The organism is Rufibacter immobilis (assembly GCF_003721565.1).
GTDB lineage: Bacteria > Bacteroidota > Bacteroidia > Cytophagales > Hymenobacteraceae > Nibribacter > Nibribacter immobilis.
The window spans coordinates 1,158,381-1,184,746 of sequence record NZ_RJJE01000009.1 but is presented as its reverse complement, the minus strand read 5'-3'; the positions used below and the strand labels follow the sequence as shown (position 1 = coordinate 1,184,746).

27 protein-coding genes are annotated in these 26,366 nt (G+C 47.7%); 17 read left to right on the top strand and 10 right to left on the bottom strand.

Annotation, left to right across the window (positions count from 1 at the left end):
* Nucleotides 1-7: 7 nt before the first annotated feature.
* From EFA69_RS12100 to EFA69_RS12090, 3 genes are all read right to left on the bottom strand, one after another.
* On the bottom strand, nt 8-775 hold the full coding sequence (locus tag EFA69_RS12100) for an alpha/beta fold hydrolase (protein ID WP_123133312.1): 768 nt from the start codon (nt 773-775) through the stop codon (nt 8-10).
* A gap of 43 nt (nt 776-818) precedes the next feature.
* A complete protein-coding gene (locus tag EFA69_RS12095) occupies nt 819-1,397 on the bottom strand; it encodes a hypothetical protein (protein ID WP_123133311.1) in 579 nt (192 codons plus the stop codon).
* Nucleotides 1,398-1,467: 70 nt separating this feature from the next.
* Nucleotides 1,468-2,184, bottom strand: coding sequence for a pyridoxine 5'-phosphate synthase (locus EFA69_RS12090; protein ID WP_123133310.1), 717 nt, complete (start codon nt 2,182-2,184; stop codon nt 1,468-1,470).
* A gap of 113 nt (nt 2,185-2,297) precedes the next feature.
* Here EFA69_RS12090 and EFA69_RS12085 point away from each other — a divergent pair, with 113 nt between their 5' ends.
* The 13 genes from EFA69_RS12085 (at nt 2,298) to EFA69_RS12025 (ending at nt 14,251) form a co-directional block, all read left to right on the top strand.
* The gene (locus tag EFA69_RS12085) at nt 2,298-2,759 is read left to right on the top strand and encodes a GatB/YqeY domain-containing protein (protein ID WP_123133309.1); all 462 of its coding nucleotides are present in this window, start codon (nt 2,298-2,300) and stop codon (nt 2,757-2,759) included.
* A 12-nt stretch (nt 2,760-2,771) separates the two neighbouring features.
* Nucleotides 2,772-3,281, top strand: coding sequence for a CvpA family protein (locus EFA69_RS12080; RefSeq protein ID WP_123133308.1), 510 nt, complete (start codon nt 2,772-2,774; stop codon nt 3,279-3,281).
* Between the two features lie 170 nt (nt 3,282-3,451).
* Complete coding sequence (locus EFA69_RS12075; RefSeq protein ID WP_123133307.1) at nt 3,452-4,024, top strand: anthranilate synthase component II; 573 nt, start codon at nt 3,452-3,454, stop codon at nt 4,022-4,024.
* A 38-nt stretch (nt 4,025-4,062) separates the two neighbouring features.
* Nucleotides 4,063-4,833 carry an alpha/beta fold hydrolase gene (locus tag EFA69_RS12070; protein WP_123133306.1) on the top strand — a complete coding sequence of 257 codons (771 nt, stop codon included), beginning with the start codon at nt 4,063-4,065 and terminating at the stop codon, nt 4,831-4,833.
* Nucleotides 4,823-5,488: a CBS domain-containing protein gene (locus EFA69_RS12065; RefSeq protein ID WP_123133305.1), complete on the top strand. Its 666-nt coding sequence runs from the start codon at nt 4,823-4,825 to the stop codon at nt 5,486-5,488. Before EFA69_RS12070 ends, EFA69_RS12065 begins: the two co-directional genes overlap by 11 nt.
* A 72-nt stretch (nt 5,489-5,560) precedes the next feature.
* A complete protein-coding gene (locus tag EFA69_RS12060; protein ID WP_123133304.1) occupies nt 5,561-6,439 on the top strand; it encodes an NAD kinase in 879 nt (292 codons plus the stop codon).
* 91 nt (nt 6,440-6,530) lie between these two features.
* Nucleotides 6,531-7,532, top strand: a complete 1,002-nt coding sequence (locus EFA69_RS12055) for a DUF6089 family protein (protein WP_245964556.1) — start codon at nt 6,531-6,533, stop codon at nt 7,530-7,532.
* 28 nt (nt 7,533-7,560) lie between these two features.
* Entirely contained in the window at nt 7,561-8,343 is a 783-nt protein-coding gene (gene porG / locus EFA69_RS12050; RefSeq protein WP_123133302.1) for a type IX secretion system protein PorG, read from the top strand.
* 63 nt (nt 8,344-8,406) lie between these two features.
* Nucleotides 8,407-9,159 carry an isoprenyl transferase gene (locus EFA69_RS12045; protein WP_123133301.1) on the top strand — a complete coding sequence of 251 codons (753 nt, stop codon included), beginning with the start codon at nt 8,407-8,409 and terminating at the stop codon, nt 9,157-9,159.
* Entirely contained in the window at nt 9,159-11,744 is a 2,586-nt protein-coding gene (gene bamA / locus EFA69_RS12040) for an outer membrane protein assembly factor BamA (RefSeq protein ID WP_123133300.1), read from the top strand. Before EFA69_RS12045 ends, bamA begins: the two co-directional genes overlap by 1 nt.
* A 28-nt stretch (nt 11,745-11,772) precedes the next feature.
* The gene (locus EFA69_RS12035; protein WP_245964555.1) at nt 11,773-12,450 is read left to right on the top strand and encodes an OmpH family outer membrane protein; all 678 of its coding nucleotides are present in this window, start codon (nt 11,773-11,775) and stop codon (nt 12,448-12,450) included.
* Nucleotides 12,451-12,470: 20 nt separating this feature from the next.
* Nucleotides 12,471-13,082, top strand: a complete 612-nt coding sequence (locus tag EFA69_RS12030; RefSeq protein WP_123133299.1) for an OmpH family outer membrane protein — start codon at nt 12,471-12,473, stop codon at nt 13,080-13,082.
* Nucleotides 13,083-13,177: 95 nt separating this feature from the next.
* Nucleotides 13,178-14,251 carry an RluA family pseudouridine synthase gene (locus EFA69_RS12025; protein WP_123133298.1) on the top strand — a complete coding sequence of 358 codons (1,074 nt, stop codon included), beginning with the start codon at nt 13,178-13,180 and terminating at the stop codon, nt 14,249-14,251.
* A 271-nt stretch (nt 14,252-14,522) separates the two neighbouring features.
* Here the strand turns inward: EFA69_RS12025 and EFA69_RS12020 are convergent, their stop codons facing one another.
* The 7 genes from EFA69_RS12020 to mazG form a co-directional block, all read right to left on the bottom strand.
* Nucleotides 14,523-16,022 carry a tetratricopeptide repeat protein gene (locus EFA69_RS12020; RefSeq protein WP_123133297.1) on the bottom strand — a complete coding sequence of 500 codons (1,500 nt, stop codon included), beginning with the start codon at nt 16,020-16,022 and terminating at the stop codon, nt 14,523-14,525.
* A gap of 32 nt (nt 16,023-16,054) precedes the next feature.
* A complete protein-coding gene (locus tag EFA69_RS12015) occupies nt 16,055-17,008 on the bottom strand; it encodes a PstS family phosphate ABC transporter substrate-binding protein (protein WP_123133296.1) in 954 nt (317 codons plus the stop codon).
* Nucleotides 17,009-17,392: 384 nt separating this feature from the next.
* On the bottom strand, nt 17,393-18,217 hold the full coding sequence (locus tag EFA69_RS12005) for an energy transducer TonB (RefSeq protein ID WP_123133294.1): 825 nt from the start codon (nt 18,215-18,217) through the stop codon (nt 17,393-17,395).
* Nucleotides 18,217-18,750: an ExbD/TolR family protein gene (locus tag EFA69_RS12000; RefSeq protein ID WP_123133293.1), complete on the bottom strand. Its 534-nt coding sequence runs from the start codon at nt 18,748-18,750 to the stop codon at nt 18,217-18,219. Before EFA69_RS12000 ends, EFA69_RS12005 begins: the two co-directional genes overlap by 1 nt.
* Nucleotides 18,751-18,765: 15 nt before the next feature.
* Nucleotides 18,766-19,371 (bottom strand): ExbD/TolR family protein, encoded by a 606-nt coding sequence (locus tag EFA69_RS11995; RefSeq protein WP_123133292.1) that lies wholly within the window; start codon nt 19,369-19,371, stop codon nt 18,766-18,768.
* Nucleotides 19,372-19,401: 30 nt separating this feature from the next.
* A complete protein-coding gene (locus EFA69_RS11990) occupies nt 19,402-20,259 on the bottom strand; it encodes a MotA/TolQ/ExbB proton channel family protein (RefSeq protein WP_123133291.1) in 858 nt (285 codons plus the stop codon).
* Between the two features lie 246 nt (nt 20,260-20,505).
* Nucleotides 20,506-21,333: a nucleoside triphosphate pyrophosphohydrolase gene (gene mazG / locus EFA69_RS11985; protein WP_123133290.1), complete on the bottom strand. Its 828-nt coding sequence runs from the start codon at nt 21,331-21,333 to the stop codon at nt 20,506-20,508.
* Nucleotides 21,334-21,812: 479 nt separating this feature from the next.
* On the opposite strand from mazG, the gene glmM reads away from it, so the two are divergent.
* From glmM to EFA69_RS11965, 4 genes are all read left to right on the top strand, one after another.
* On the top strand, nt 21,813-23,207 hold the full coding sequence (gene glmM / locus EFA69_RS11980; protein WP_123133289.1) for a phosphoglucosamine mutase: 1,395 nt from the start codon (nt 21,813-21,815) through the stop codon (nt 23,205-23,207).
* A gap of 178 nt (nt 23,208-23,385) precedes the next feature.
* Nucleotides 23,386-24,528 (top strand): cysteine desulfurase family protein, encoded by a 1,143-nt coding sequence (locus tag EFA69_RS11975; protein WP_123133288.1) that lies wholly within the window; start codon nt 23,386-23,388, stop codon nt 24,526-24,528.
* Nucleotides 24,529-24,548: 20 nt separating this feature from the next.
* Complete coding sequence (locus EFA69_RS11970) at nt 24,549-25,007, top strand: hypothetical protein (RefSeq protein WP_123133287.1); 459 nt, start codon at nt 24,549-24,551, stop codon at nt 25,005-25,007.
* Nucleotides 25,008-25,177: 170 nt separating this feature from the next.
* Nucleotides 25,178-26,140: an L-threonylcarbamoyladenylate synthase gene (locus EFA69_RS11965; protein ID WP_123133286.1), complete on the top strand. Its 963-nt coding sequence runs from the start codon at nt 25,178-25,180 to the stop codon at nt 26,138-26,140.
* The last annotated feature ends 226 nt before the right edge of the window (nt 26,141-26,366 follow it).

Here is a 26,366-nt window from a genome sequence, read left to right as displayed (position 1 = left end):
CGGATTTTTAGGCCTGCAGGAACGCCATGGTGCGCTGGTAAAACTCCTGGGGCTGTTCGGCGTGGAGCCAGTGACCGGCGTTCTCTATGGTTTCTATGGCAGCGCCGGGGAACAGGGCCTGAATCTGCGCCATGTCCTGCTCTGGTTTAATGTACCTGGAGTTGCCGCCGCGCAGGAACAAGGTAGGTTTGGTGAAAGGAGTATCAGACTCAATATTGCCCAGGATTTTGTCCAGGTTCTGCTCAATGGCATCCAGATTCAGACGCCAGGCAAAGCTGTTGTCATCGGTGCGGTACAGGTTCTTGAGCAGGAAAAGGCGGGTGCCCACGTCGTCTACTTTTTGGGCTAATTGGGCATCGGCTTCCTGCCGACTTTGGAGGGAGTTCAGATCAATAGACCGGAAACCGGCAATGATTTCATCGTGGTGGGGCGGGTAGGCTTTGGGCGCAATGTCGGCCACCAGAAGTTTGGCCAATTTGTCTGGGTGCTGCAGCGCGAAGTTCATGGCCACTTTGCCCCCCATGGAGTGCCCTATAATCATGGCGTCCTGTAACTGGTGCTGCTCAATGAACTCCAGCAGGTCATCGGTCATGAGTTGGTAGCTGAATTCCTGGCTGTGCGGGGAGCGGCCGTGGTTGCGCAGATCCAGTAGGTACACATTAAAGGTCTCCGCGAACTGGCGGCCCAGCGTCTGCCAATTGTCTAATGTCCCGAAGAGGCCGTGTAAGATGAGCAGGGGCTGTCCCTGTCCTTGTTGTTTATAGTTTAATTCCATGGGTGTCTAGAGATGGTTAAGTGCAGAGGTTACTTGGCCTGTTTTACAGAAAACAAGCCCATTTCGTTCTGGTTTTAAGGGGTACTTGGGGCCAGAGGGCCAGCAGCTGCGGTAGCTCTATCAGGAGCGAGGTGATTTTAACCTGTCGGCCATCGGTGAGGGAAAGCGTGAGGTATTGGTAAGAACTCCAGAAAAAGCGCTTTGAGGGGCTCTGGGTTAGGGTAATTTCCCGTATATTCCTTGGTTGCAGCAGATATTTGCCGCCGGGTTGCAGCAGCAAGGCAGTGTTGGTTTCCTTCTCCAGCTCCAACGCATTTTCCCGTTCATAGCGCCAGTACTGCAGGTGCACCAGGAGGGTAGGCAAGGAGAACAGAAACAGCACCGAGCCCAAGCCGATGGCGATGCCTTTCTCCAGCGGAGTGTCAGTTTGGTCCCGGATGAGCAGACTCAGCATGGAGCCGCCCAGCCAGAAACTCAGCAGCGACCAGAACACTATCTTGAACTGGCGCATAGACGACAGGTAATATACCCGCTGTTGCCGCCTCAGCAGCCAGGACAGGAACCGCACCCCGTACTGCGCCGCAATAACCAACGCCGTTATCTTGAGCAAAACGCCTAGCATACCAAGTACCGGTTACGGTGCGTTTCGGGGCTGTTTTTCTGAAAAAAGGCCGAAAACGGGAAGTGCCGCATTAGAAGTTCAATTGGCGCAGGTACAGCTGAATGGTGTTCTCCAGACCGTAGTAGAGCGCGTCACAGATGAGGGCGTGGCCAATAGAAACTTCCGCCAGGTTGGGCAGCTGCTCCTTGAGGTAACGGAGGTTGTCCAGGTCCAGGTCATGCCCGGCGTTCAGGCCCAAGTTGCACTGCTGGGCTACCCGGGCAGCCTGGGCGTACGGTTTTACGGCGGCCTCCCGGTTGGTGAGGTACTGGTGGGCGTAGGCTTCGGTGTAGAGTTCTATGCGGTCGGTGCCGGTGAGGGCCGCGCCTTCCACCTGGGCGTTGATAGGGTCCACGAAGATGGAGGTCCGGATTCCTTCGGCTTTGAACTGGGCAATTACATCCACCAGAAAATCTTTGTGCTTGAGCGTGTCCCAGCCGGCGTTGGAGGTGATGGCCTCGGGGGCATCGGGCACCAGGGTAACCTGCTCAGGCTTTACGGCCAGCACCAGTTTGATGAAATCTGGGGTGGGATTGCCCTCAATGTTGAACTCGGTGGTGACTACTTCCTTCAGGTCATACACGTCCTGAAAACGGATGTGCCGCTCATCTGGTCTGGGGTGCACTGTAATGCCCTGCGCCCCAAAGCGCTCGCAGTCCAGGGCAGATTGCACCACATTTGGCCGGTTGCCGCCGCGGGCGTTCCGTAACGTGGCTATTTTATTTATATTTACGCTCAGTTTCGTCATGTTGCTCTTACGTTGGCGTTCATGCATTAAGATGGACAAAGATAAAAGAAACTTGGCGTCACTTGGCTAATGATTTCTTACCGGGTGCTGCGGCGCCTTTACCTACATAAACTATGAGCCTGAAAGAAAAAGTAGAAGCCGGCATAAAACAAGCCATGCTGGCGAAAGATAAGACCCGCCTGCAAGCCCTGCGCGCTATTAAGTCGCAGATTTTGCTGGCCGAAACCGAGAAAGGCGGCGTGCAGGCACTTACCCCAGATACGGAGCTGAAGCTGTTAACCAAAGCCGCCAAACAGCGCCGTGAGTCTGCCGAGGTGTACCGTGCCCAGTCCCGCACAGATCTGGAGGAAGTGGAACTGGCCGAACTGGCCGTGATTGAGGAATTCCTGCCCCAGCAGCTAGACGAAGGAGATCTGCGTGAGCGCCTTCTGGAGATCATTCAACGCGTGGGCGCGTTGGGACCTTCAGACATGGGCAAGGTGATGGGCGTTGCTTCCCGTGAACTGGCCGGCCAAGCCGATGGCAAAGCCATTTCCAACGCCGTGAACGCGCTCCTGAACAACCCTAACGCCTAAGCCCTCTGTTGCGTGAGCACCTTTGACCTCTTTCTGCTATTGCCTGTGGCCTACGGTGCTTTTAAAGGTTTCTTTAAAGGGCTGGTGCTGGAGATTGCCTCTCTGGCTTCGTTGGTGATCATCACCGTGTTCGGGATGAAGCTGGTGGGGCTGGTGACGCCGCCCATTCATGAATGGCTGGGCGACAGCGCCGGCTTTCTGCCGTTTCTCCCGTTTTTGCTGGTGTTCATTGGGATTGGGTTTGCGGTGCGGGCCATTGGCAAGGTTATCAAGAAAGGAGTACATCTTACGCCGCTGGGCCTCCTGGACAACGTGATTGGTGCCGGTATTGGGGCTGCCAAGTGGGGTTTCGCCATCTGCCTCCTGGTGTACTTCGCCAATGCCACGGGCTTAGATAAAGCCCTGCAGACCGTGCGGGAATCTGAAGTGTACCCGTATTACCTGGATGCCGCGCCCGGTGCCTGGTCTTTTGTGCAATGGGTGATTCCCTTCGGCCGGCAGGCCCTGGATTCCTTCGCTTAAAAATTATGTGCGTTTAGGGGCCGTTTTTCTGAAAACGGCCCCTAAACGCACACTTTATTTTCTGTTTCGCCGGAGTTCATCATAAGCGGTTCTCTCTGGTTTAGGCCTTATTCTGGAAAAACGGCCGCTAAACCCGAATATCTTTTTTCTCTCCTCTGCGTTTTTTCTCTGTGCTGTTGCTTCTAGATAATTTTGATTCCTTTACCTATAACCTCTATGATTATTTCAGGCAGTTGGGGGTGGAGGTGGAGGTGCGCCGCAATGATGTGCCCTTAGCGGAATTGCAGGCCTTGCCACTCAAAGGCATTGTGCTGTCGCCGGGGCCGGGCACACCGGAACTGGCGGGTGTGATGCCAGCGGTGATTTCTCATTACCATGACCGGCTGCCCATGCTAGGGATTTGTCTGGGGCACCAGGCCCTGGGCCAGTTCTTCGGGGCTAAGGTGGTGAAAGGACGAATGCCTATGCACGGGAAAGTCTCGCAGATTCTGTGCGCCGAGGACCCCATTTTCGCCGGGCTTCCGTCTACTATACCGGTGGTGCGCTATCATTCCCTGGTGGTGCAGGAGGCCCCAGAAGATCTGGTTCCGCTGGCGCAAACCGTTGAGGGTGAATTGATGGCGTTCCGGCACGCACACCTGCCGTTGTACGCGCTGCAGTTCCATCCAGAAGCAGCACTTACCCAACATGGGCTGGAGATGCTCAGAAATTGGTTGAATATTACTAATATTACATCCCTATAATTGTTTCTACTTACTATCATTACAAGCGATTTTCTCACATGGACTTGGAAATCAAGAAGGAAAGCGGGTTTGAGTATATAGATGAAGGCGAAGGCGAAGTGCTTTTGCTTTTGCACGGTCTGTTTGGGGCGCTGAGTAACTGGCAGGGGGTAGTCTCCTATTTTCAGAAAAATTACCGCGTGGTCATTCCGCTCATGCCCTTATACGAGATGTCGTTGCCGCAAGCCAGTGTGCCGGGCCTGGTGGAGTTTGTGGAAGAGTTTGTGACGCACAAGAACCTGACGGACTTGACCTTGTTAGGCAATTCCCTGGGCGGGCACGTAGCCTTAGAGTACACCCTGAAAAATCCCGAATTGGTGCAGCGGCTGGTGTTAACCGGTTCCTCCGGTCTGTTCGAAGACTCCATGGGCGGTTCTTTCCCTAAGCGCGGCAACTACGAGTTTGTGAAAGAGCGGGTGGCCTACACATTCTATGACCCCGCCGTGGCCACCAAAGAGCTGGTAGATGAGGTGTTTGACATCACTAACAGCAACCAGAAAGTACTGCGCATCATTTCCATTGCCAAGTCTGCGCAACGTAATAACCTAGGGAAAGACCTAGGCAAAATACAGGCGCCTACCCTGCTTATCTGGGGCCTGAATGACACCATTACGCCGCCTATGGTAGCCCATGAGTTCAACAGGCTCATCCAGAATTCTGAATTGCATTTCATAGACCACTGCTGCCATGCGCCCATGATGGAACATCCGGACGCCTTTAACAGTATCTTAGAGAGATTCCTGATAAAGACTGCTGCCTATGATAGCTGAAGAACTGATAAACCAGATGGTTCCGCCCCTCAAACTCTCTGACACCGGCGAGAAAGCCGTGCGTTGGATGGATGAATTCAGGCTGAACCAGCTGCCCGTTGTAAAAAACCGGAAATATCTGGGGCTGGTAACGGAGGAGAACGTGCTGGAGGCGAAAGACCCAGAGCAGGTACTGGAGAATATCCCCTTTGACTTTGAGCACGTGCATGTGCAGCAGAACCAGCACTTCTACAACGTGATGGAGCTGGCAATCAAAAATAAAGTGCAGGTGGTACCCGTGCTGGATGAGCTGCAGGAGTATCTGGGAGTGATCACCGTGAACGACACCATTTCTGCCTTCGGGCAAATGTCTGCGTTGCAGGGGCAAGGTGGTATTTTAGTACTCTGCATGGCCGAACGAGATTATTCCCTGAGTGAGATCAGCCGGTTAGTGGAATCTAATAACGCGAAGATTCTAAGTGCCTACGTTTCGCCAGATGAGACGGATATTTTCAAGATAAAACTCACCTTGAAAATCAACACCGTTGAACTAGGCAGAATAGTGGCTACCTTGGAGCGCTTCGGGTATAAAATCACGGCACAGTTCCAGGACACCGCCAGTGCCCCAGAAGATCAGGATAGATTGGATCTGCTTATGCGGTATCTCAATATTTAATTAACCATTAAGCCATTTGCCTTCTTTGCTTTGATATAGAAGACTTTGGTTTACCTTTGAGCAGAACAGACCATGAAAATAGCAATAGTGGGCAAACCCGTCAAAGAGGAGGTTGTTCCTTTTGTGCGTCGGTTGTTTGATCTTTTGCTCAGTCAAGGTATAACGGTACTAGTGGCAGACCATTTTGCAGAATCTTTGGTTCCATTTACCCCGCTGCCGGCCCAGATAGATACCTTTACCCGTGAGACTAATCTCTTTGACGTAAATTATGTACTGAGTTTAGGGGGAGATGGTACTCTTTTAGACACGGTTACTTATGTGGGGGCATTGCAGATTCCTATTTTGGGTATAAATATGGGGAGGCTAGGCTTTTTGGCCTCATTGCCCTATGAGCAATTAGATCTAGCCATTGATTCCTTGCTGAGAGGACACTTTACGCTGGAAGACAGATCACTTATCCATTTAGATAGCGATCAGGAGGTTTTTGATGGAAAGAACTTTGGATTAAATGAATTTACCATTTTAAAGCGAGATACTTCCTCCATGATTGCCGTACATACGTACATAGACGGCGAGTATCTCAACTCCTATTGGGCAGACGGCCTGATAGTGGCAACCCCAACCGGGTCTACCGGTTATTCGCTTTCCTGCGGAGGTCCGGTAATGATGCCGCAGACAAACAATTTTGTAATCTCTCCCGTATGCCCACATAACTTGAATGTGCGGCCTTTGGTGGTCTCTGATAAGAGTGTGATCTCTTTTGAGATTGAGGGAAGAAGTACAAGATATCTAGTCTCACTTGATTCCAGGTCTAAACCAGTTGATGCTTCCATTCAACTGGCGGTTAGGCGGGAAGATTTCAATGCAAGGCTGGTTAAATTGAACCAAGTTAATTTTTTAACAACCCTTAGAACCAAAATGCATTGGGGACTTGATCAAAGAAATGGTTAGGATGAAAATTAAATATAATAAAGTCCTATATATCTGTTTGTAATAATAAAAAAAGGTATAATTTTGTCCGTAGCAGGGCAAGTGCGTCTTTATGAGTAACAGTAAATTAGTAACAGTTGATGGCATGAAAAAAATTTTCTCTACTTCTTTAATTTTGTTTGTTCTCTTCACAGCTGCTCTGCCAGAGGCAGAGGCACAGCGGTTTAGTAGGAGAAATCTTTACAATAGTGTAGGGATTAGCCTAAACGCCATGAATTATTTTGGTGACGTTACTCCCGAAGCTGATTTTACCAGCTTACGTTTGAATTCTACCCGGCCTAGCGTCTCTGTGCACTTTACCCGCAAGTTCACTCCCAGAATTTATGGTAGAGCCGCTTTCTCCTGGGGAAGAATCACGGGGGATGACAGCAAAAGCGCAGATTTCTCCGAGCCAGAGAACGAAGGAAGATACAAGCGAAATCTGAGCTTCAGGAATGATATCAAGGAGCTGAATCTGGTTGGTATCATTGACCTGTTTGAAAACCGCAGATCTTACCTGCGCCGCCCTGACTTTACTCCTTATGCCTTTGCTGGTGTTGCTGTTTTCCACCATAATCCTAAAGCCTATTATGATGGCAGGGATAATAGACTGCCTGCCGGTTGGTATGAATTGCAGCCTCTAGGTACAGAAGGCCAATATGCCTCTAATAACCAAGGTTATCCAGAACCATACAAGAAAGTACAGTTCGCCATTCCTTTTGGATTGGGCGTGAAATATAAACTGGCTAGAAGCTGGGATCTTGGCTTTGAAATTACCTGGCGCAAAACCTTCACAGATTACCTGGATGACGTGAGCACAGTATATGCTAACAAAGCCGATTTGTCTGAAACCGCAGCTATTCTTTCTGATAGATCTGCCGAGAACCCAAGAGCGGGAACTTCATATCCTATTATCAATGATAATACGCCCAACGGAACCTTCAGTAGATTGCAAGGCTATGGTAGAGCCGGTGACCAGAGAGGAGACACTTCTGATGATGACTGGTACATTACCACTGGGTTTTCACTAAATTATATATTGGCTCCTACACGAAGAGGCCCGAAATTCCGTTAATACGGAAGCACCCTTTGATTTTGAGTACATGAGTTTAAAGATAATTCGCACACTCCTTATTTGCACTTCTGTACAAATAGGGAGTGTTTTTTTTGGGCTCTCTGCTAAAGCGCAGATGCAGACGGGACAACCCAGAACAACCAGTGAAGTAGGAATAGGTGTGGGAGGGGTAGCATACAAAGGGGAAGTGGCCCCTCGTTATCAACTCCAGAATAACAGGCCAGCCCTTATGCTCTTCTATAAGAAGGATGTTTCCAGTGCTGTGGCTTGGAGAGGAAGCTTATTAATTGGCCGTACTCAAGCAGAAGACGACACGGAGAAAAACTCATCTTTAGCCAAAGATCTCCCGTTGGAAATCTATAGAAAAGCCAAAGTTACCACAAGCCTTTTGGAGCTAAGTGGGGGCATTGATTATAAGTTCCTTGACTACTATGACTTTAGGCGCAACACCCGGTGGACCCCTTATTTTACGCTTAGTGTAGCGGCCGTCGTTTATAATAACAGAACTACCGCAGAGGACCCTGAAATTATCTATCCGGCTAATAGTGGCAAGGATGAATCCTATAGAACAGGGTTTGCGTTTGCCGTACCCATTGGCGCCGGTGTTAAATATGCTCTCTCAGAGCATTGGAACATAGGGGCCGAAGCAGGGGTGCGTGTGCTCTTTACAGATGACTTTGACAATCTATCATCACAGAATGAGCAGGTGATGAACAAAAACAGCAGAGACCTGTACTTTTTCAATGGGGTTACGCTTTCATATACCTTCTACAAAATAAACTGCCCCGTTACGCCCTCCGGTAAAAAGTAAGACAAACCAAGGATAAGTAAAATGTGCTAAGCTTTTCCTAAATTGCATTGAAATTTCTTTTTAATGAGCCTTAGGGAAAAGATAGACATAGACAATTTGCCACAGCATGTTGCCGTTATCATGGACGGAAACGGTAGGTGGGCAAAGAAAAAAGGCAATCTTAGGATTTTTGGCCATCAGAATGCTATTACTGCCGTGCGTGAAACTGTGGAGGCAGCGGCAGAACTAGGAATCAAGTATCTGACGCTGTATGCTTTCTCTACAGAGAATTGGTCAAGGCCGAAGTATGAAGTAGATGCCTTGATGCAATTGTTGGTGAGCACCATCCGCAAAGAGACAGAAACCCTGAGCAAGAATAATATTAGGTTGCAATCTATCGGTGATAAAGCTGCTTTACCGGCGGCATGTAGAGCCCAGTTAGAGGAAGCCATAGAACTTACCAGTAAAAATACCCGCATGACGCTTGTATTGGCATTAAGCTATAGCGGGCGCTGGGAGCTGGTAAACGCAATGCAGAAATTAGCGGACCAGGTGAAAGCCGGAAAGCTAGCGCCTGAAGATATCAATGAAACTGCAATCCAGGGAGCTTTGAATACGGCGGAAATGCCAGATCCGGAGCTATTGATCAGAACCAGCGGAGAGCAAAGGATCAGTAATTTTCTACTCTGGCAATTGGCCTATACAGAACTTTATATCACAGAATTACTGTGGCCTGATTTCAGAAAAGAGCATCTTTATGAAGCTTTAGTCTCTTTTCAGCAGCGGGAACGCCGTTTTGGGAAGACAAGCGAACAATTACAAAAAGCACATTCTTAATGAGTAAGTACTTTTGGCTGTTATGCCTTTTAGTGACGTCTGGTGTAACTGCCACCGCGCAAATCAGACTAGGTGTTGGCAGCGGCAATGCAGCAGCGTCCATTGATTATGCGAATCCCCGTAAATATGAGATTGGCGGTATTACCGTAAGTGGTGCCAAGTTCTTAGATCCTTCTACGTTGATCTCCCTTACCGGGTTAAGGGTTGGGGACGAGATTGATGTTCCGGGTGATGCCATCAGTAGGGCTATTCAAAAGCTTTGGGACCAAGGCATTCTGGGGGGCGTAGATGTACGCGCCACTAAGATTGAAGGCGATAAGATCTATCTTGATTTCTTACTGACGGAGCGTCCGCGCTTGTCTAGATTTGATTTTTCTGGAACATCCAAGTCTCAAGCGGAAGATCTGGAGAAAAAAATATCTCTTAACAAAGGAAGGGTAGTAACAGATGCTCTTTTGAATTCAACCCGTACTACGGTACAGAGTTTCTTCCAGGAGAAAGGCTTCCTCAATACGCAGGTAGTAATCAGACAAATTCCTGATTCTGTCATTGCCAACAGTGTTTCTCTTGAGATACGAGTAGATAAAGGCGAGAAGGTGCGTATTGGCGAACTGGAAATAGAGAGAATCCATGCAGCTACGGATAAGTTGGAAAACCGTAGTCTGGCAGAGAAAATTTCTGGTTTGTGGAGCAATGATGACCGCACCTTTAGTGAGTCAAAGCTGAAGCGTCAGCTGAAGAAGACGAAGGAAAAGAAGTTTTACAAGATTTTTACGGGTGCCAAATTCAATAAATCAGAATATGAAGAAGACAAAAAGCTTCTGATCGACTTCTATAACAAAGAAGGTTATCGGGATGCCGCCATTGTCTCAGATTCTATATATACCCTTAGTGATGACCGGATAGGCATCAAATTAGTGGTAGATGAAGGAAGAAGATATTACTACCGTAATATTAGCTGGAGCGGAAATTACCTTTATGATGCTGCCTTCCTGGCAAGAGTTCTTGGATTAGAAAGAGGAGACGTGTATAACAGAGAAGAACTGGATAAACGCCTCAACTATAATCCTAATGGGAACGACATCACCTCCCTCTACATGGATGATGGTTATCTGTTTTTCCAGATTGAACCGGTAGAAGTAGCCGTTGAAGGAGACTCCATTGATATTGAAATGCGTTTGAGCGAAGGCTCTCAGGCAACTATCAATTCAATCACGGTGTCTGGTAACACCAAAACCAGTGACCACGTGATCCTGCGGGAGCTACGTACTTTGCCGGGGCAGAACTTCAGCAGATCTGCGTTAATCCGTTCTCAGCGTGAATTATCTAACCTAGGGTACTTTGACCCAGAGAAGATTGGCATGCAGCCTATTCCTAACCCAGAGAATGGTACAGTAGACATTCAATACACTGTTGAGGAAAGACCAAATGACCAAATCACTTTATCCGGTGGTTGGGGCGGTGGCCTTGGGGCAGTGGGTACCGTTGGTTTAGTGTTGAACAACTTCTCCCTCCGGAAAGCAGGTAACTGGAAAGAATGGAGACCAGTACCGTCTGGCGATGGGCAGCGTCTGGCTTTGAACATTCAGGCCAATGGTAAGAGATACCAATCCTACTCTTTGTCCTTCACTGAACCTTGGTTAGGTGGGCGTAGACCTAATTCATTAACCGTTAGCTTAAGTAAATCTATTCAGCGGTTTACGCAGCAGGATAATGATAATTTTGGTCAGTTAACAGACGCTCACATAGACATTACAGGGGCAAGCGTTAACTTAGGTAGGCGTTTACGTTGGCCAGATGATTACTTTACGTTGAGTAACTCTATCTCCTACTTTAGATATAATATGAGTAACGGGTCTGCTATCTTCGGTAATTATGCAGAGGCAGATAAGATTAGAGATGCTAATAACATTTCGTTTATTACATCTTTTGCCCGGTCAAGTATAGATAACCCAACTTATACCCGTTCGGGTTCTTCTATTGGCTTGAATGTAACATTTACACCGCCTTACTCTCTGCTCAACAGCAAGTCTAATCCATTCCAGTGGATAGAATTCCATAAGTGGATGTTTGATGCTTCATGGTTCCATTCTTTGAGTGGAAACGGGAAACTGGTTTTGAACACAAGAGCGCACTTCGGATTTATTGGTACTTATGGATCTGGCAAGACCATTGGGCCATTTGAAAGATTCAAGCTAGGAGGTTCTGGTTTAGGCGGTGGTTCTTTTATTGTAGCTACAGACTATATTGGCTTGAGAGGCTATGAAGATGAAAGTATCTCTCCAAACTCAGCTGGTGGGGTTGCCTTCAATAAATATGTAGCGGAACTACGTTATCCTATTTCATTGAACCCAGCTGCAACTGTCTTTGTTCTAGGATTTGCAGAGGCAGGTAATAACTTCGGCAACTACCGTCAATACGATCCATTCAAGCTTTATCGTTCAGTAGGGGTAGGAGCAAGAGTGTTCATGGCCGCCTTTGGTCTGTTGGGCTTTGATTATGGTTGGGGATTAGACACAGTACCTGGTTTACCAGGTGCTAATGGCGGTCAGTTCCACTTTATCATTGGCCAGCAAATCAGATAAGTTGGAACAGAATTTGCAAGATTAGAATATGATGAAGAAGTTAGGGTGCTTTTTATTACTATGTTTGTTCATCCTCTTCGGGAAGAATGTAAACGCCCAGCGCTTTGGCTATATTGATTCAGGCTTTATCTTGCAGAAAATGCCGGCCTATACCAATGCCCAGACAGAAGTTGAAAAGCTCTCCCAGTCTTGGCAGAAGGAAATAGAGAATATGCGGGCGGAACTTGAAAAGCTTCAAAAGAGTTATCAGGCTGAGGAGATTCTACTAACTCCAGACATGAAGACCAAGCGGCAGGAACAGATAAACCGCAAAGACACTGAAATACGGGAGTTCCAGCGGAAGATGTTCGGGTTTGAGGGAGCTCTCTTCAAAAGGCGCCAAGAACTTATAAGACCTGCCCAAGATCAACTGTTTGAAGCAGTAGAGAAAATAGTTCGGCAACGGGGCTTAAACTTTATGTTTGATAAATCTGGCGATGTGGTCATGCTGTATACAGATCCCCGTCATGATTATACAGAATTTGTGTTAGAGGAACTAGGTTTGGCTTCTAAAGAACAGAACACTGCAGGGGCACGACCCGCAAATGCTTTAGTGGATGATCCGGCAGATGTGCCGCCTTTACCAGAAACTGCTGCTCCTGCCATAACGCCGGCCAAAGCAAAACCAAGTGGGCAAAAGGTCCCAGTGAAAAAGAAAAACAATTAAAACAAACTAAGTAACCTACAATGAACAAATTGAAATCTCTGTTGGTAGCCGCTTTCTTACTTGTAAGTGTGGCTTCTTTTGCACAGACAGGAACAGTAAAGGTTGGCTATACAAATGCCAACTACATTATCAGTCAACTGCCTGAAAGCCGCCAGATTGAGTCTGATCTTAAAGCACACAGCAGCCAACTGGAAAAAGAGCTTCAGAATAAATATAAGTCTTATCAGGAGAAAGTGGAAGCTTACAAAAAAGGAGCTGGCCAGATGACGGATGTAGTTCGTGCTGATAGAGAGAAAGAATTGACTACTCTGCAAGCTTCTATTGAAGAGTTTCAGCGCAACGCCGATGCTTCTTTGCAGAAAAAAGAGCAGGAGAAGCTTCAGCCAGTAATGGAGAAGATCCAGAAAGCTATTGACAAAGTAGCCAAAGAGAACGGTTATACCCACATTTTCACTGCCGAGGCGCTGCTGTATGGTCCTGAAGACGGAAACGCTTTCACTGACCTGGTGTTGAAGGACCTTGGGGTAACCCCGGCTCCTAAAGGCTCTCCAGCTGCTTCTGCTGCTTCGCCAGCAGCTACAGCTCCTAAGCCAGCCGTTACTGCTCCTTCTGCTGTTAAAAAGAAAAAATAAGGTTTAAGTTATCTTATTCATAAAGAGCCGGTGAGGAATATCTTCACCGGCTCTTTATTTTTGTGCTTATTTTGGAAAAAAGCCTCCTAAACGCCATGCCATTCACAGACGCCAAAGAAGAAGATTTTGAGGAAATAGGCAGCCTAGATTCTGATGAATTATATGAGCACCATAGAATACAGGTAGACAAGGGACAGGCCTTACTGCGATTGGATAAGTTCTTGATGGACCGTCTGCCTAATGTGACCAGAAATAAGCTACAGGATGCCATCAAAGCGGAGTCTGTACGCATTAACGGAAACGTGACCAAGGCAAGCTACAAAGTAAAACCGTTAGACATCATTACGGTGACGTTGGCTACTCCGCCTAGAGACACAGATGTTGTTCCTGAGGATATTCCGCTCAATATTGTTTATGAAGACGAGGACTTGTTGATGATTAACAAGCCTGCCGGCATGGTAGTGCATCCGGCTTATAACAACTGGTCTGGTACTTTGGTGAATGGTTTGGTGTATTACTTGCAGAACTTGCCTACGCATCGGAATGGAGAGATTAGGCCAGGTTTAGTGCATAGAATTGACAAAGATACTTCTGGGTTACTGGTGATCGCGAAGACTGAGATAGCCATGGCCCATTTAGCTAGGCAATTCTTTGATCACTCCATTGAGCGTACCTATTATGCATTGGTTTGGGGGGTGCCTGCCCAGCCTAAAGGTACTATAGTGGGCAATATTGGCCGCAGCCTTAAAGACCGTAAAGTGATGGCTGTCTACCCCGAGGGAGATTTTGGGAAACATGCAGTCACGCATTATGAGGTGCTGGAGTCTTTCAGTTATTGTAGTTTGATTAAATGCAATCTTGAGACCGGACGTACGCACCAAATTAGGGCGCATATGAAGTACCTGGGGCACCCGCTATTCAATGATGCTACCTACGGTGGTGATAAGATCCTGAAAGGCCAACAGACTGGCCCATACAAAGCATTTGTTCAGAATACTTTTGCATTGTTGCCCCGGCAAGCCCTGCATGCTAAATCACTTGGATTTATTCATCCTACTACGCAGCAGTTCATTCAATTTGAATCTGATTTACCTGCTGATTTTGTAGCTGCTCTGGAGAAATGGAGACAATATGGGCAAGTACTCCAGTCTAGATCCCAAGGACTTTAGTATCAAGAACCAGTCGCAGCAGTACTTATTATCACTATACAACAAGTCCGTTTAGGGGCTGCTTTTTCAAAAACAGCCCCTAAACGGACTTGTTGTATAGAATGTGTCTTGAGGGAAAATCTTCTGCTTAATATTACTATATCCGATAGAGTAACCGCACACATTGCCATTTGCGATTGTTTGAAATCAACTGGCTGAAATAGGGAATTACCTACAAAAAAAGCGCCTCTTTCACAGAGGCGCTTTTTTTGTAGGCTCAAGATAAGCAATGTTATTTCATCGCTTTCAGACCATTCAAACCATTAGATGCATCCGTATTGGTTGGATCTAAGGTTTTTACTTCTTGCCAGTGCTTGGTAGCATTCGCTTTATCTTTCTTCAGGTAGTAGTAATAACCTAGGTAGTTATTCGCAGTGATAAGGTCTTTCTTATACTTCTCTTTATCACCTGAAGTGAGTTTGATAAACTCTTCATAATGTGGTTTTGCCAAACCTTCTTTTGTCTCAGGGTCTAGGTGAGAGTTGACACGCGCTCTCCACAAATGGCCATAAGCATATGTAGGGTTATTGGTGGTAATAAGAGTATAGACACTGTCCGCGGTTTTGTAGTCATCGTTCAGTTCATGGGTGTAGCCATAGTAGAACAAGTCTGTGTTAGTTGGCGGGGTAGTGGCAAATTTAGCTTTATATGCCTCAATAGCCTTCGGATAGTTCTTGAGGGAAACATATTGTTTCGCCAACAGATCATTATACAAAGGGTTCTTTGGATCTAACTGTTTTGCCTTCTCAATGATGGCTACAGCTTCCTGCGGCTTTTTATTCTCTACCAAAATGTTGGCATAGTACTCATAGTCTGAAGGAATACGCTGCGACTCATCATACTTGTTAAAGTAAGCGGTCATGGCTTCCAGAGCTTTGTCATACTGTTTGGTGTCATAATAACTATAAGCCACCAAACGGTTCATGGCAATGTTATTAGGATCACTCTTCAGTACCGACTGTATCTCTGTCATGGCATTGGTATAATCCTTAGTCAAGTAGAGAATTGAAGCATATTTAGCACGGGTCTCTGGTGTGTTCTCTGCCATAGACACATACTTTTTGATGTACTCAGAGCTCTTAGGATATTGTTCAGCACGGTAATACAGCTCTGCTAACTCAAGGTAAGTAGGGGCATAGTTAGGGTCTGCTGCCAGCGCCGCATCTAAAGCTTCTTTCGCCTGAGTAAAATTGCGTGACTGTACATACAACTGACCTTTACGCAGATGGGCTTTTGCAAACTTGTTATCGGCGGCAATTGCTTTGTCATAATTGGCCAATGCCTTACCACCGTCTACTGTTTTATTGTGCAGGTAAGCATCTCCCAGTAACACAAAGGCATTAGCGTTTTTGGTGTCTTTGCTTGTTGCTTCTTCCAAAACCTTAATTGCCGGTGACAAGTCTTTCACGCCAGAAGTCACATAAGCCTCGCCAATCATGATCTTGATATTATTGTCCTTGTTTTTAGTCATGGACAACGCTTTATCAAAAAGCTGTTGGGCTTCTGCTACTTTGTTCTGAGACAGGAGGGTTTTCCCCTGCTGTACTAAACCAGCGGCCGAGTTATCTTGTACTGCAACAAAAGCAAGGGTGGCCTGCCCCTGGTTTGATTGTATAACCAATTGTGTTTGCTCAATCTTACCAGAACGCAGCGCATTGTTATGTGCTGAGGCTCCTGCGGCAGTAAAGAAAGCGGCCGCTAAAGCTCCATACGTCTTCCAGTTTTTAATCATGGGTCAAGTTGTTAGTGTTAGTGAAACTCTTGTTACTCTTGTTGTGAAAACCCTACAATGCGTACAGGCATTGAGGCAGGCACTAAGCCAGACTTTAATATGATTCTTTGCCCTTTATCTCCTGTTATAAAAGATGCAAAACCTGTGCCAAGACCTGCCCGGGCTTCACGGCTTACTATAAAAACCTCTCTCCGTAGCGGATAAGTTCCTTGTGCCAGATAACCTTGATAAGGTTGTATGTAATCATCTACAGAGGTAGGGGCGTCTTGTACACTAATGCCAACTACATTAACTTTCTTAAGAAAACTAATAGCTGTGCTGTCACGGCGGTCACTGATCCAGTTCACCCCAATAACCCCAATTGCATTTCGGTTTTGTGCTACGTAATCTACCAGTGTTGAGTTAGAGGTAGTGGCAAAAGTATTTGGGGGCAATGGCTTTTTGTGGTTGATGGAGTCCAGAATAAATCTGGCGGTGCTGGAACTGCTGTTGTCAAAAACAATGGTAATCTTTCCATCTGTAGCAGTTGGATCCAATTGGCGCCAGTTAGTGGTTTGGCCAGTGAACACATCCCTTACCTGCTGTAAGGTGAGCGTAGTATCTGTGTTTTCCTTGTTCAGGATAAGCGCAATTCCATCAATGGCAATTTTATATACTCTAGGGGTAATCTTTAACTTGTCAAACTCCGCTTTTTCCAGATCCGTTAATTGACGAGCCATCACTGCAAATCTGATGGTGTCCTCCAGCAGATCTTTCACAACCTGTACTTCTGGTTTGTAAGCCACATCAACGTTGGCATATTTGTAGAGACTTTCAAACGTCTGTATCTGTGCATCTACAATAGGGGCAAATGATTCATCGGCACTTATTTTGATATGCCCGGTAGTGGTGGTGTCTGCGGGGCCTTTTCCAGACTGACCGCAGGAGAAGGTAGCAAAGGCTACACCAGCAGTTATAAGAAAAGTGAAAAGATTAATCTTCTTCATTTCGTCTGGGCTTTTTAAAATATTGCTGATACGCTCTCACAAATCTAATAAAACCATAGAAAAGGAGCAGTCCGCCTAAAATTATTTTATACTCTTTGGGAAACGGTATCTGTTTAGGACTAGATAGTAAAACGTATAATCCAAAGCCAAAGTATAGCAGCACCATCAATATTGACATATATTTCATGATGTTTCCATAAGTATTCTGTTGGCTCCGGCGAGGTGGTCTTCTGGAGTAATTCATAGGTTGATAGATGGTAGGTAAAGCGCCAAAGGATATACGCAAAACGACGCAAGGCAGTAAAAAAGAACTCCGAAGACAACCCATTCTTAGTTGAATGTCTGTCTTCGGAGTTCTTACTCAAAGAACCATAGTAAGTTAGGTTACTTGATTACGATACGGTAAGGTACAGTGTATTTCACAGATACTTTACGACCGTTTTGTTCTCCTGGGCTCCATTTAGGCATACCCTTGATCACTCTCACAGCCTCTTCATCAAGACCATAACCTAGGCCTTTCATTACTTCAATGTTAGAAATCTCTCCAGAAGGTCCTACCACGAAGCTCAGTACTACCGTTCCTTCGGCACCGGCACGCTGAGCGGCAGATGGAATCCGGAACTTATCACTGAGGTATTTGAACATTGCGGCTTGTCCGCCTGGGAATTCAGGCATTTTCTCTACCGCAATGTATACCTTCTCTTCAAAGACCTCCTGAACCGGACCCGCAGGGCCTGTACCGTTTTCAATGCCCTCAAGGGTTGGTGGCGCTGTTGGGTCACCTTTCACTGTAGCGGTACCTGCATCTGTTTTCTGCAGTTCCTTCACGTCTGGAATCTCCTCCTTCACCACTTCCTCGTCTTTCTTCACAACCGGAGGCGTGAATTTAACGGTGGAACGTACGGGTGGCGGTGGTGGTGGTGCGTCTGGTGGCGGTGGTGGTGGTGGTACCACTTTCTCCACGGAAGGCGGTGCTGCCAAGTCCACTACTTTGACAACCGGAGCTTTCACTACTTCTTCTTCTTCCTTAAACATTGATTGAATCAATGGGATGCTCAGGAAAAGAACAAATAAAATGATTGCAATAACGATTGCCCGGTTTACGTGCTTCGTATAAATCTTACGGAGCATGTAGGCGCCATACTCTTTGTTACGGCCTTCAAAGACCATATCATCAAGGGTGGCGGTTGCTAAACGTTCGTTATCCATTATTGCCCTCCTTTCTCTGTGTTTCTAAGTAATGTAGCATCTGCGTTATCTAACGGCACAATCGCATACTTCTGGGTTGAGGTGATGGCCATCTCATCTAAGATATCTACCAGATTCTTATAAGAAGAAGTTTCATCTGCCTTAACCAGAACTACTAGATTTGGATTTGCACGCGTTGCTTCCAAAACCGTTTTTCTGATCCCGTTTGCAGACCAGTTGCTTTCCTCCACCGTGGGAATAATTCCCACGTTTGGCTGGTGAAGGCCACGGTAGAAGAAGATACGGTCATCAGATCCTAACAAGATGGTAAAAGCGTTAGAAGCTTTCAGTTCCATCTGCTCCTGCTCATTTTTAGGCTTCACCGGCATGTTGATCTCCATGATCTGCGGCTTGGCCAAGGTGGTGGTCATTACGAAGAAAGTAAGCAACAGGAAGCCTAAGTCTACCATGGGGGTCATGTCCACCTTGGTAGAGGCTTTTTTGGCCCGTTTTTTACCGCCTTCGTCGCCGCCTTGCTGTTGTATTTCTGCCATTTCTTTTCCCTTTCGTTATAAGTTACGAGGTTTCGCTTCCATGTCAGTTACAAGATTGAAACGGTTGATGTTTTTATCCTGTAAGATCTCAATCACACGACCAGCTACCGGGTAACCTGCCGTTTGGTCTCCTTTGATGGCTACAACAGACTGTGGGTTTGAGTAACGGGCTAATTGTACCCAGTCACCTAACTCATTGCTGGTAGAATCTATAGGAATACCCGGCTGATTTACCTGCTTCATTTGATCAGGGGCCATTGACAGATAAGACTTTAGCTGAGCAATAGGAACTCCAAAGGAGCCTAGCGTAGAGAACGTCTGCTTTTCAGCGTCTGTAAAGGCTACTCCGTATTTCTCGCTGATCTTATCAATCAATCTTAGTTTAGTGTTTTTGTCATCCACTCCAAAGAAAACCCGCTCATCGTTACCAATACTAATGGTGATAATGTTGGCATCCGGGGCTTTGATTTCTGTTGTTGCAGACGGCGTATCCACCACCAGCACTTCTTCTGGCGCGAACTTCGAGATAAGCATGAAGAACGTTACCAGAAGGAATGCCAAGTCCACCATGGGCGTCATGTCCAGGGATGGAGAGCTTCTATGTGGTTTTACTTTTGGCATTTTGTTTTCCTTCTAAGTAAGAAGTTCAAATTAGATAGTTCTGTTGTTTTCAGTGTGCTGAGCGGCATACGTCTGGATGATGCTGTAAGAAGCCTCATCAATGCTGTATGTTAACTCATCAATTTTGCTGGTAAAGAAGTTGTATGCCACGATAGCGATAGCAGAACCAGTGATACCAAGGGCTGTGTTGATCAAGGCCTCAGAGATACCATTTGCCAGCTGAGTAGCATCTGGAGCACCACTTGCAGTTGCAAGGGCCGCGAACGCTTTAATCATACCCAATACTGTTCCAATCAGACCTACCAGAGTAGAAGTAGAGGCAATTGTAGAGATGATTACCAGGTTTTTCTCCAGGATTGGCAACTCAAGAGCAGTAGCTTCTTCAATCTCTTTCTGGATAGCCAGGATGCGCTGATCTTTGGTCATGCCATGCTCGTTGTGCATTTCTTGGTATTTCAACAGACCGGCTTTCACCACGTTTCCGATAGAACCTTTCTGCTGGTCGCAGATAGCAATAGCGCCGTTCACATCACCTACGTTCATTTTCTGACGTACGCTACGAACGAAAGACTCAAGGCCTTTTCCGCCTTTTGCTTTGCTGATAGTCAGGAAGCGCTCAATAGAGAAAGTTATTACCAGAATGTTGATCGCGATCAGGATTGGTACAATGAATCCTCCTTTGTAAACCTGACCAAGATAGTTACCTGGAAGTGGGTGGTTTGCATTGTCGCCACCTTCAAAGTTGGCAGGGTTACCAAGGATGAATAAATAAATACATACAGCAGCGATAATTGCAATTGGAATTACGATGCTGGCAAACATTGAGCCTGTTTTGCCTTCACTTTTTTGAACTGGTTTCGCAGCTGCAGGTGCACTCTTTTTTTCCATTTTTTCTAAAAATTTAGGTTTAGTTGTTTGTGTTACTGTGTGAGTTGTTAAAAATTAAATTGGTTGTTAAAAAGTAATGCTCTTTTGACTCTTATAATTCCCCTCAACCGTTGTTTAGCAAGAGAGTTAAAAAAGTTTTGAAGCAACCTAAATACAAGCCTAGGGATTTAAATGCAAAATATCAACTAATACTAAGAAATTTATTGCAAAAGTGCAACTGTTAGCCCAGTATTTGCAGGAATCTTACTATTGATCCAGAGGGGTGGTTTTAGTTTTGGCTTCATTCCAGTAAACATCCATTTCGGCCAATGTCATTTCACTTAGCTTCTTCCCCTGGGCGTTTGCCGCCTGCTCCAGGTACTGAAAGCGTTGAATGAACTTTAAATTGGTTTTAGCCAAGGCTTCTTCAGGGTTAAGGTCTAGGAAACGGGCAAAGTTGATCAAGGAAAAGAAGACATCGCCCAGTTCATCTGTCGCTTTTACTCTATCTGCGTCTGTAAGGTTGGGTTTGTCAAACTCTGTTTTGAACTCTGCCAACTCCTCTTCCACTTTCTCCCATACTTTTGACGGTTCGTCCCAGTCAAAACCAACGCCGCGGGCCTTCTCTTGTATACGCATGGCTTTCACCATGGATGGGAGTGAAGAAGGAACGCCGGACAGTACAGACTTATTGCCTTCTTTCAGTTTCAGGCTTTCCCAGTTCTGTTTCACCTCTTCTTCTGTTTCTGCCTTGGTGTCTCCGTAAATGTGCGGGTGCCGGAAAACCAGCTTATCGCATTGGCTGTTCAGGACTTCCGCAATGTCAAAGTCTCCTTTCTCTGCGGCTATCTTGGCGTAGAAGACCAGATGCAGCAGCACATCGCCTAATTCTTTCTTGATTTCAGGCATGTCCTGGGTGAGAATAGCCTCAGAAAGTTCGTACGTCTCCTCAATAGTGAGGTGGCGCAGGCTTTCCATGGTCTGTTTCCGGTCCCAGGGACATTTCTCACGCAAATCGTCCAGAATATCCAGCAGGCGGTTGAAGGCATCTAGCTGGGCTTGGCGGGTGTAAGCGGGGGCTGCAGGGTTCTCCATTAAGCAAAGATAAACGGAATGTTAAAAAGTTAGAGGGTGCACCTTCTAATCTTCATGATTTAGTAACACAGTAAACCATAAATTTTACCAGCAACGGTAGTGTCAGCGAACCTGTTTTGGGGCTAATTTCGGAAAAAGAGCCGCTAAACGGGTTGCGTTCTTGCCAGGGCCTTGCCCCAACAATGAACGTCTTTTTCTTCTAAGATGCCGGCGGGAGCAGGATTCCATAAAGGGGAACAAAATTTTTTTGTCTTTTTTTCTGGAGAATGCTAAAGCGGCGTTTAGGGGCCTTTTTTCTAAAAGTAGCCCCTAAACGCCGTGCTTTGCCCAAAACGTGTTTCTTTTGCAAGAAACCGTTTGCCCAAGTGTTTGCCACGGGTGATCCGGCTTATGCTAGGGGATGTAACGGGCTTATTAGCAGCGGTTGTGCTGAATCGGTTCTATTTTACTACTTTTGTCTATTCAAATACTAGGAATCAGTGGCACTTATAAAATCAATTTCAGGAATAAGAGGTACAATTGGAGGAGCGGTTGGCGAAGGCCTTACACCAGTAGATGTAGTAAAGTTTGCGGCTGCCTTTGGTACTTGGGTACTCCAGACTACTCAGAACGACACCATTGTCATAGGCCGTGACGCCCGTCTTTCTGGCGAGATGGTAAGTAAACTGGTAGTCGCTACCCTGCAGGGACTAGGCATTAATGTGATAGACCTGGGGCTTTCCACTACGCCTACCGTAGAGATGGCCGTTCCCGCCAAAAAAGCCGGAGGAGGCATTATTCTCACCGCCAGCCATAACCCCAAGCAATGGAACGCCCTTAAACTTTTGAACCAGCACGGCGAGTTCATCAATGATGCCGAAGGCAAACTGGTGCTGGACCTGGCCGAACAGGAGTCGTTCAAATTCGCAGAGGTGACCAAACTGGGCAAATACACCCAGAGCGACAAGTTCCTGAAAAAGCATATCAAAGCCATCCTGGACCTGCCGTTGGTAGACGTGGAGGCCATTAGGGCCAAGAACTTCAAAATAGTGGTAGACGCCGTGAACTCCAGCGGAGGATTTGCGGTGCCTTTGCTGCTGGAGGCCCTGGGCGTGGCGCAGGTAGAGAAGCTGAACTGTGACCCCACCGGGCACTTTGCCCATAACCCAGAGCCGCTCCCAGAGAACCTGGGCGAAATCTCCAGAATGTTGGAGAAAGGGAATTTTGACTTAGGCATTGTGGTAGATCCAGACGTAGACCGTTTGGCCCTCATCAACGAAGACGGCAGCATGTTTGGCGAAGAATATACGCTGGTAGCTGTTTCTGACTACGTGCTGCAGAACCAGGTGGGCAACACTGTATCTAATCTGTCTTCTACCCGTGCCCTGCGCGATGTGACCGAGAAAGCCGGTGGGCAGTATTTTGCCGCCGCCGTAGGCGAGGTAAACGTGGTGAACATGATGAAAGCCCAGAACGCCATTATTGGCGGCGAAGGGAACGGCGGCATCATCTATCCAGAACTGCACTACGGCCGCGACGCTTTAGTGGGAATTGCATTGTTCTTGACTCATTTAGCCAAATCTGGCTTAAGAATGTCACGGTTGCGCGCCAAGTACCCAAGCTATTACATCTCCAAAAACAAGATTGAACTCACCAAAGACATTGATGTAGACGCGGTGCTGGCCAAAGTACAGAAGCGCTACGCCAAGCAGCCTATCAATACCATTGACGGTGTCAAGATTGAGTTTGACAAAGAGTGGGTGCACCTGCGCAAGTCCAACACCGAGCCTATCATCCGGATCTACGCCGAGTCAGACAGCCTTTCCACCGCTGACCATTTGGCCAACAAGATCATCGGAGACATCAAAGAAATCATCTCAGAGAAATCTGAATAACCGTTTCGCGTTTAGGGGCTGTTTTTAGAAAAAGAGTTCCTAAACGCGAAACCACAAACGTGGCTTGCCTTGCGGTAAACTGCAATCCTATTATATAATCTGCTTCTGCCTACATAAAGCCTGAAGAGCATGAACCGTATCTGTTCCACTTGTTGTTGCTGTAAAAAGTAAAATTCCCATGCGTGTATATTTAGACAATGCGGCTACCACCCCGCTAGACAAAGAAGTTTTTGAGGTAATGGCTCCCTTCATGCTGGAGCACTACGGAAACCCATCCTCTATACACGCACACGGTAGGCATGTGCGGGCGGCCATTGAAGGCGCCCGGAAAACAGTGGCGGGCCTGATCAACGCCTCGCCTTCGGAAGTGTTCTTCACCTCGGGTGGCACCGAGGCCGATAACCTGGCCATTATTTGCACCATCCGCAGTCTGGGCCTGAAACACGCTATCTCTTCGCCGCTGGAGCACCACGCGGTGCTGCATTCTTTGGAAGTGCTGGAGAAAAACGGTGAGATTGAACTCACCATGCTACGCGTTGCCCCTGACGGAACGCTGGACTTGCAGCACCTGGAAGAGACGCTGGCCTCCAAGCCCCGTACGTTTGTATCTGTGATGCACGCCAACAACGAGATTGGCAACCTCAATGATATCCAGACCATTGCCGATCTCTGCCAGAAATATGACGCCATCTTCCACTCAGACACGGTGCAGACCATGGGTCACTACCACCACGATGTGCAGGCCCTGGGCCTGAATTTCCTGGTAGGCTCGGCGCATAAATTCCATGGGCCCAAAGGTGTGGGCTTCATTTACGTTGATTCCTCGGTGAAAATCCATCCCTTGATCCAGGGTGGTTCGCAGGAGCGCAACATGCGCGGCGGCACCGAGAACGTGTACGGCATCATCGGGCTGGCCAAAGCCCTGGAGATTGCGTACCGCGACATGGACGAGCATCATCGCCACATCCAGAGCCTCAAAGACCGCATGATCTCTAAGTTGCGCGAGCAGATAGAAGACGTGCAGTTCAACGGCCTCTCGGCCGAAGGCGACAAGAGCCTCTACACCGTCCTGAACGTGAGCTTACCAGCTTCTGAGATGAACGAGATGCTGCTCTTCAACCTGGACATCAATAAAATTTCCGCCTCGGGCGGTAGCGCCTGCACCAGCGGCGTGGACCTGGGCTCGCACGTACTCCGCGGCATTGGCTGTGACATGGAGCGCGGCAACGTCCGGTTCTCGTTCAGCAAGTACAATACCATAGAGGAGATTGACTACGCCGTGGCCACGCTGGCCAAGCTGTACCAGAAGGAGACGGTGTAACACCATAGGCCTACACGTACATGGAAGAGAACTGGCAAGAACGCGTCTCACACGAGATTGAAACCAGAACCCACGCGTACACAGAGCAGGAACTGAAGATCTATTCTGTGCCCACGCTTCGGAACCTGATCTCTAAACTGCCCACCCTGGAGGCTTCGGCACAGCAACGCGAAGTACTGCAAGGCAACATTGAAGCCGTTGTGATGCTCTTGCCGGCGATGCCAAATCCCAAAGACGAAACGTTTGGTTTGTTGCAGAAGCGGATCAATGCCCTTAAAAAGCTGGTGAGAGAGCAATACAAACTAGTCTCAAAAGGCTACTATAGCGGCATCTGGCTTCCGCTTGGAATAGGCATAGGGTTGCCGTGGGGCGCTATGTTCAAAAACATTGCGTTAGGAATTCCCATTGGAGTAGGGATTGGACTTGGCATAGGGGGTTACTTAGACCGCAAAGCTGAAAAAGAGGGCCGAGTGATTTAGTTGCGCCTTGTTCATTATATTATATGAAACAGCAATCCCCGCCCCATAAGCGGGGATTGCTGTTTAGCGGCTCTTTTTGGAAAAACGGCCGCTAAACAGAAACTTAACCTACGGGAGCAGCTGAAAATGAGCCAGCATCGTAGTAGCTTTGCAGGATTATTCTACGCAACATGGCAGACATAGGCAAAGAGGTACAACGCGCCGCCGCATATCTAACCCAGGGCGAACTGGTCGCCATCCCCACCGAAACCGTGTACGGCTTAGCCGCCAACGCCTACGACGAGGTCGCCGTAGTCAAGATTTTCGAGGCGAAGAACCGCCCCGCGTTTGACCCGCTCATTGTGCACACGCACGCCGTGTCTGAGGTGAAAAACATTACCCGCGAAGTGCCTGATGTAGCGTATCTGCTGGCCGAGCGTTTCTGGCCCGGTCCGCTCACGCTCATTTTGCCCAAAGCCGAACACGTGCCGCTGCTGGTGACCTCTGGCCATGACTCCGTGGGCGTGCGCATTCCGCGCCACCCGCTCACGCTGGACTTGCTGCGCCAGTTGCCGTTTCCGGTGGCCGCGCCCAGCGCTAATCCGTTCGGGTACGTGAGCCCTACCACTGCCCAACACGTGCAGGACCAATTAGGGAGCCGTATTCCGTATATTTTAGACGGAGGTTCCTGCGCCGTGGGCATTGAGTCTACCATTCTGGCCCTGAACGGAAACGAGGTGGAGGTGCTGCGCTTAGGCGGCCTGGCTCTGGAGGAACTGGAGGAAGTGGTGCAGATTTCCAAAGCCCGCATCAAAACGTCATCGTCCAATCCCGCCGCACCCGGCATGCTCAGCAGCCACTACTCGCCCCGCAAGAAAGTGTTGTTGGGCTCTATTGAGGAAAACCTGAACCTGGTAGACCCCGCCAGAGTAGGCACTATTTCGCTGCGAAAGAATTTCCCGCAGGTGCCTATGGAACAGCAAATCCAGCTTTCCGCTTCGGGTGACCTCGGCGAAGCCGCCCGCGCCCTGTTTTCCGCCCTCCGTTCTCTGGATGAACAACCCATTGACCTGATTCTGGCAGAGCCGATGCCAGAGCATGGCCTGGGCCGCGCCATCAACGACCGTCTGCAACGCGCCAGTTTCCAAGGGTAGTCTTGGGTATCACGTATCAAGTATCAAGTAGCACGACAAAGTGACTTTACCTGGCGCGAGACTTCAGTCTCGTGACATGGGATGAAGCGAGTCTCCAGACTCGCGGAAGTAAGGTGCGTTTAGCGGCTCTTTTTCTGGAAACAGGCTTAAAGTGGAAATTCGGGTTATAATGAACCCATTGATTCCACGCATTCCGTCCCCCTTTGAAGGGGGTAGGGGGATGATG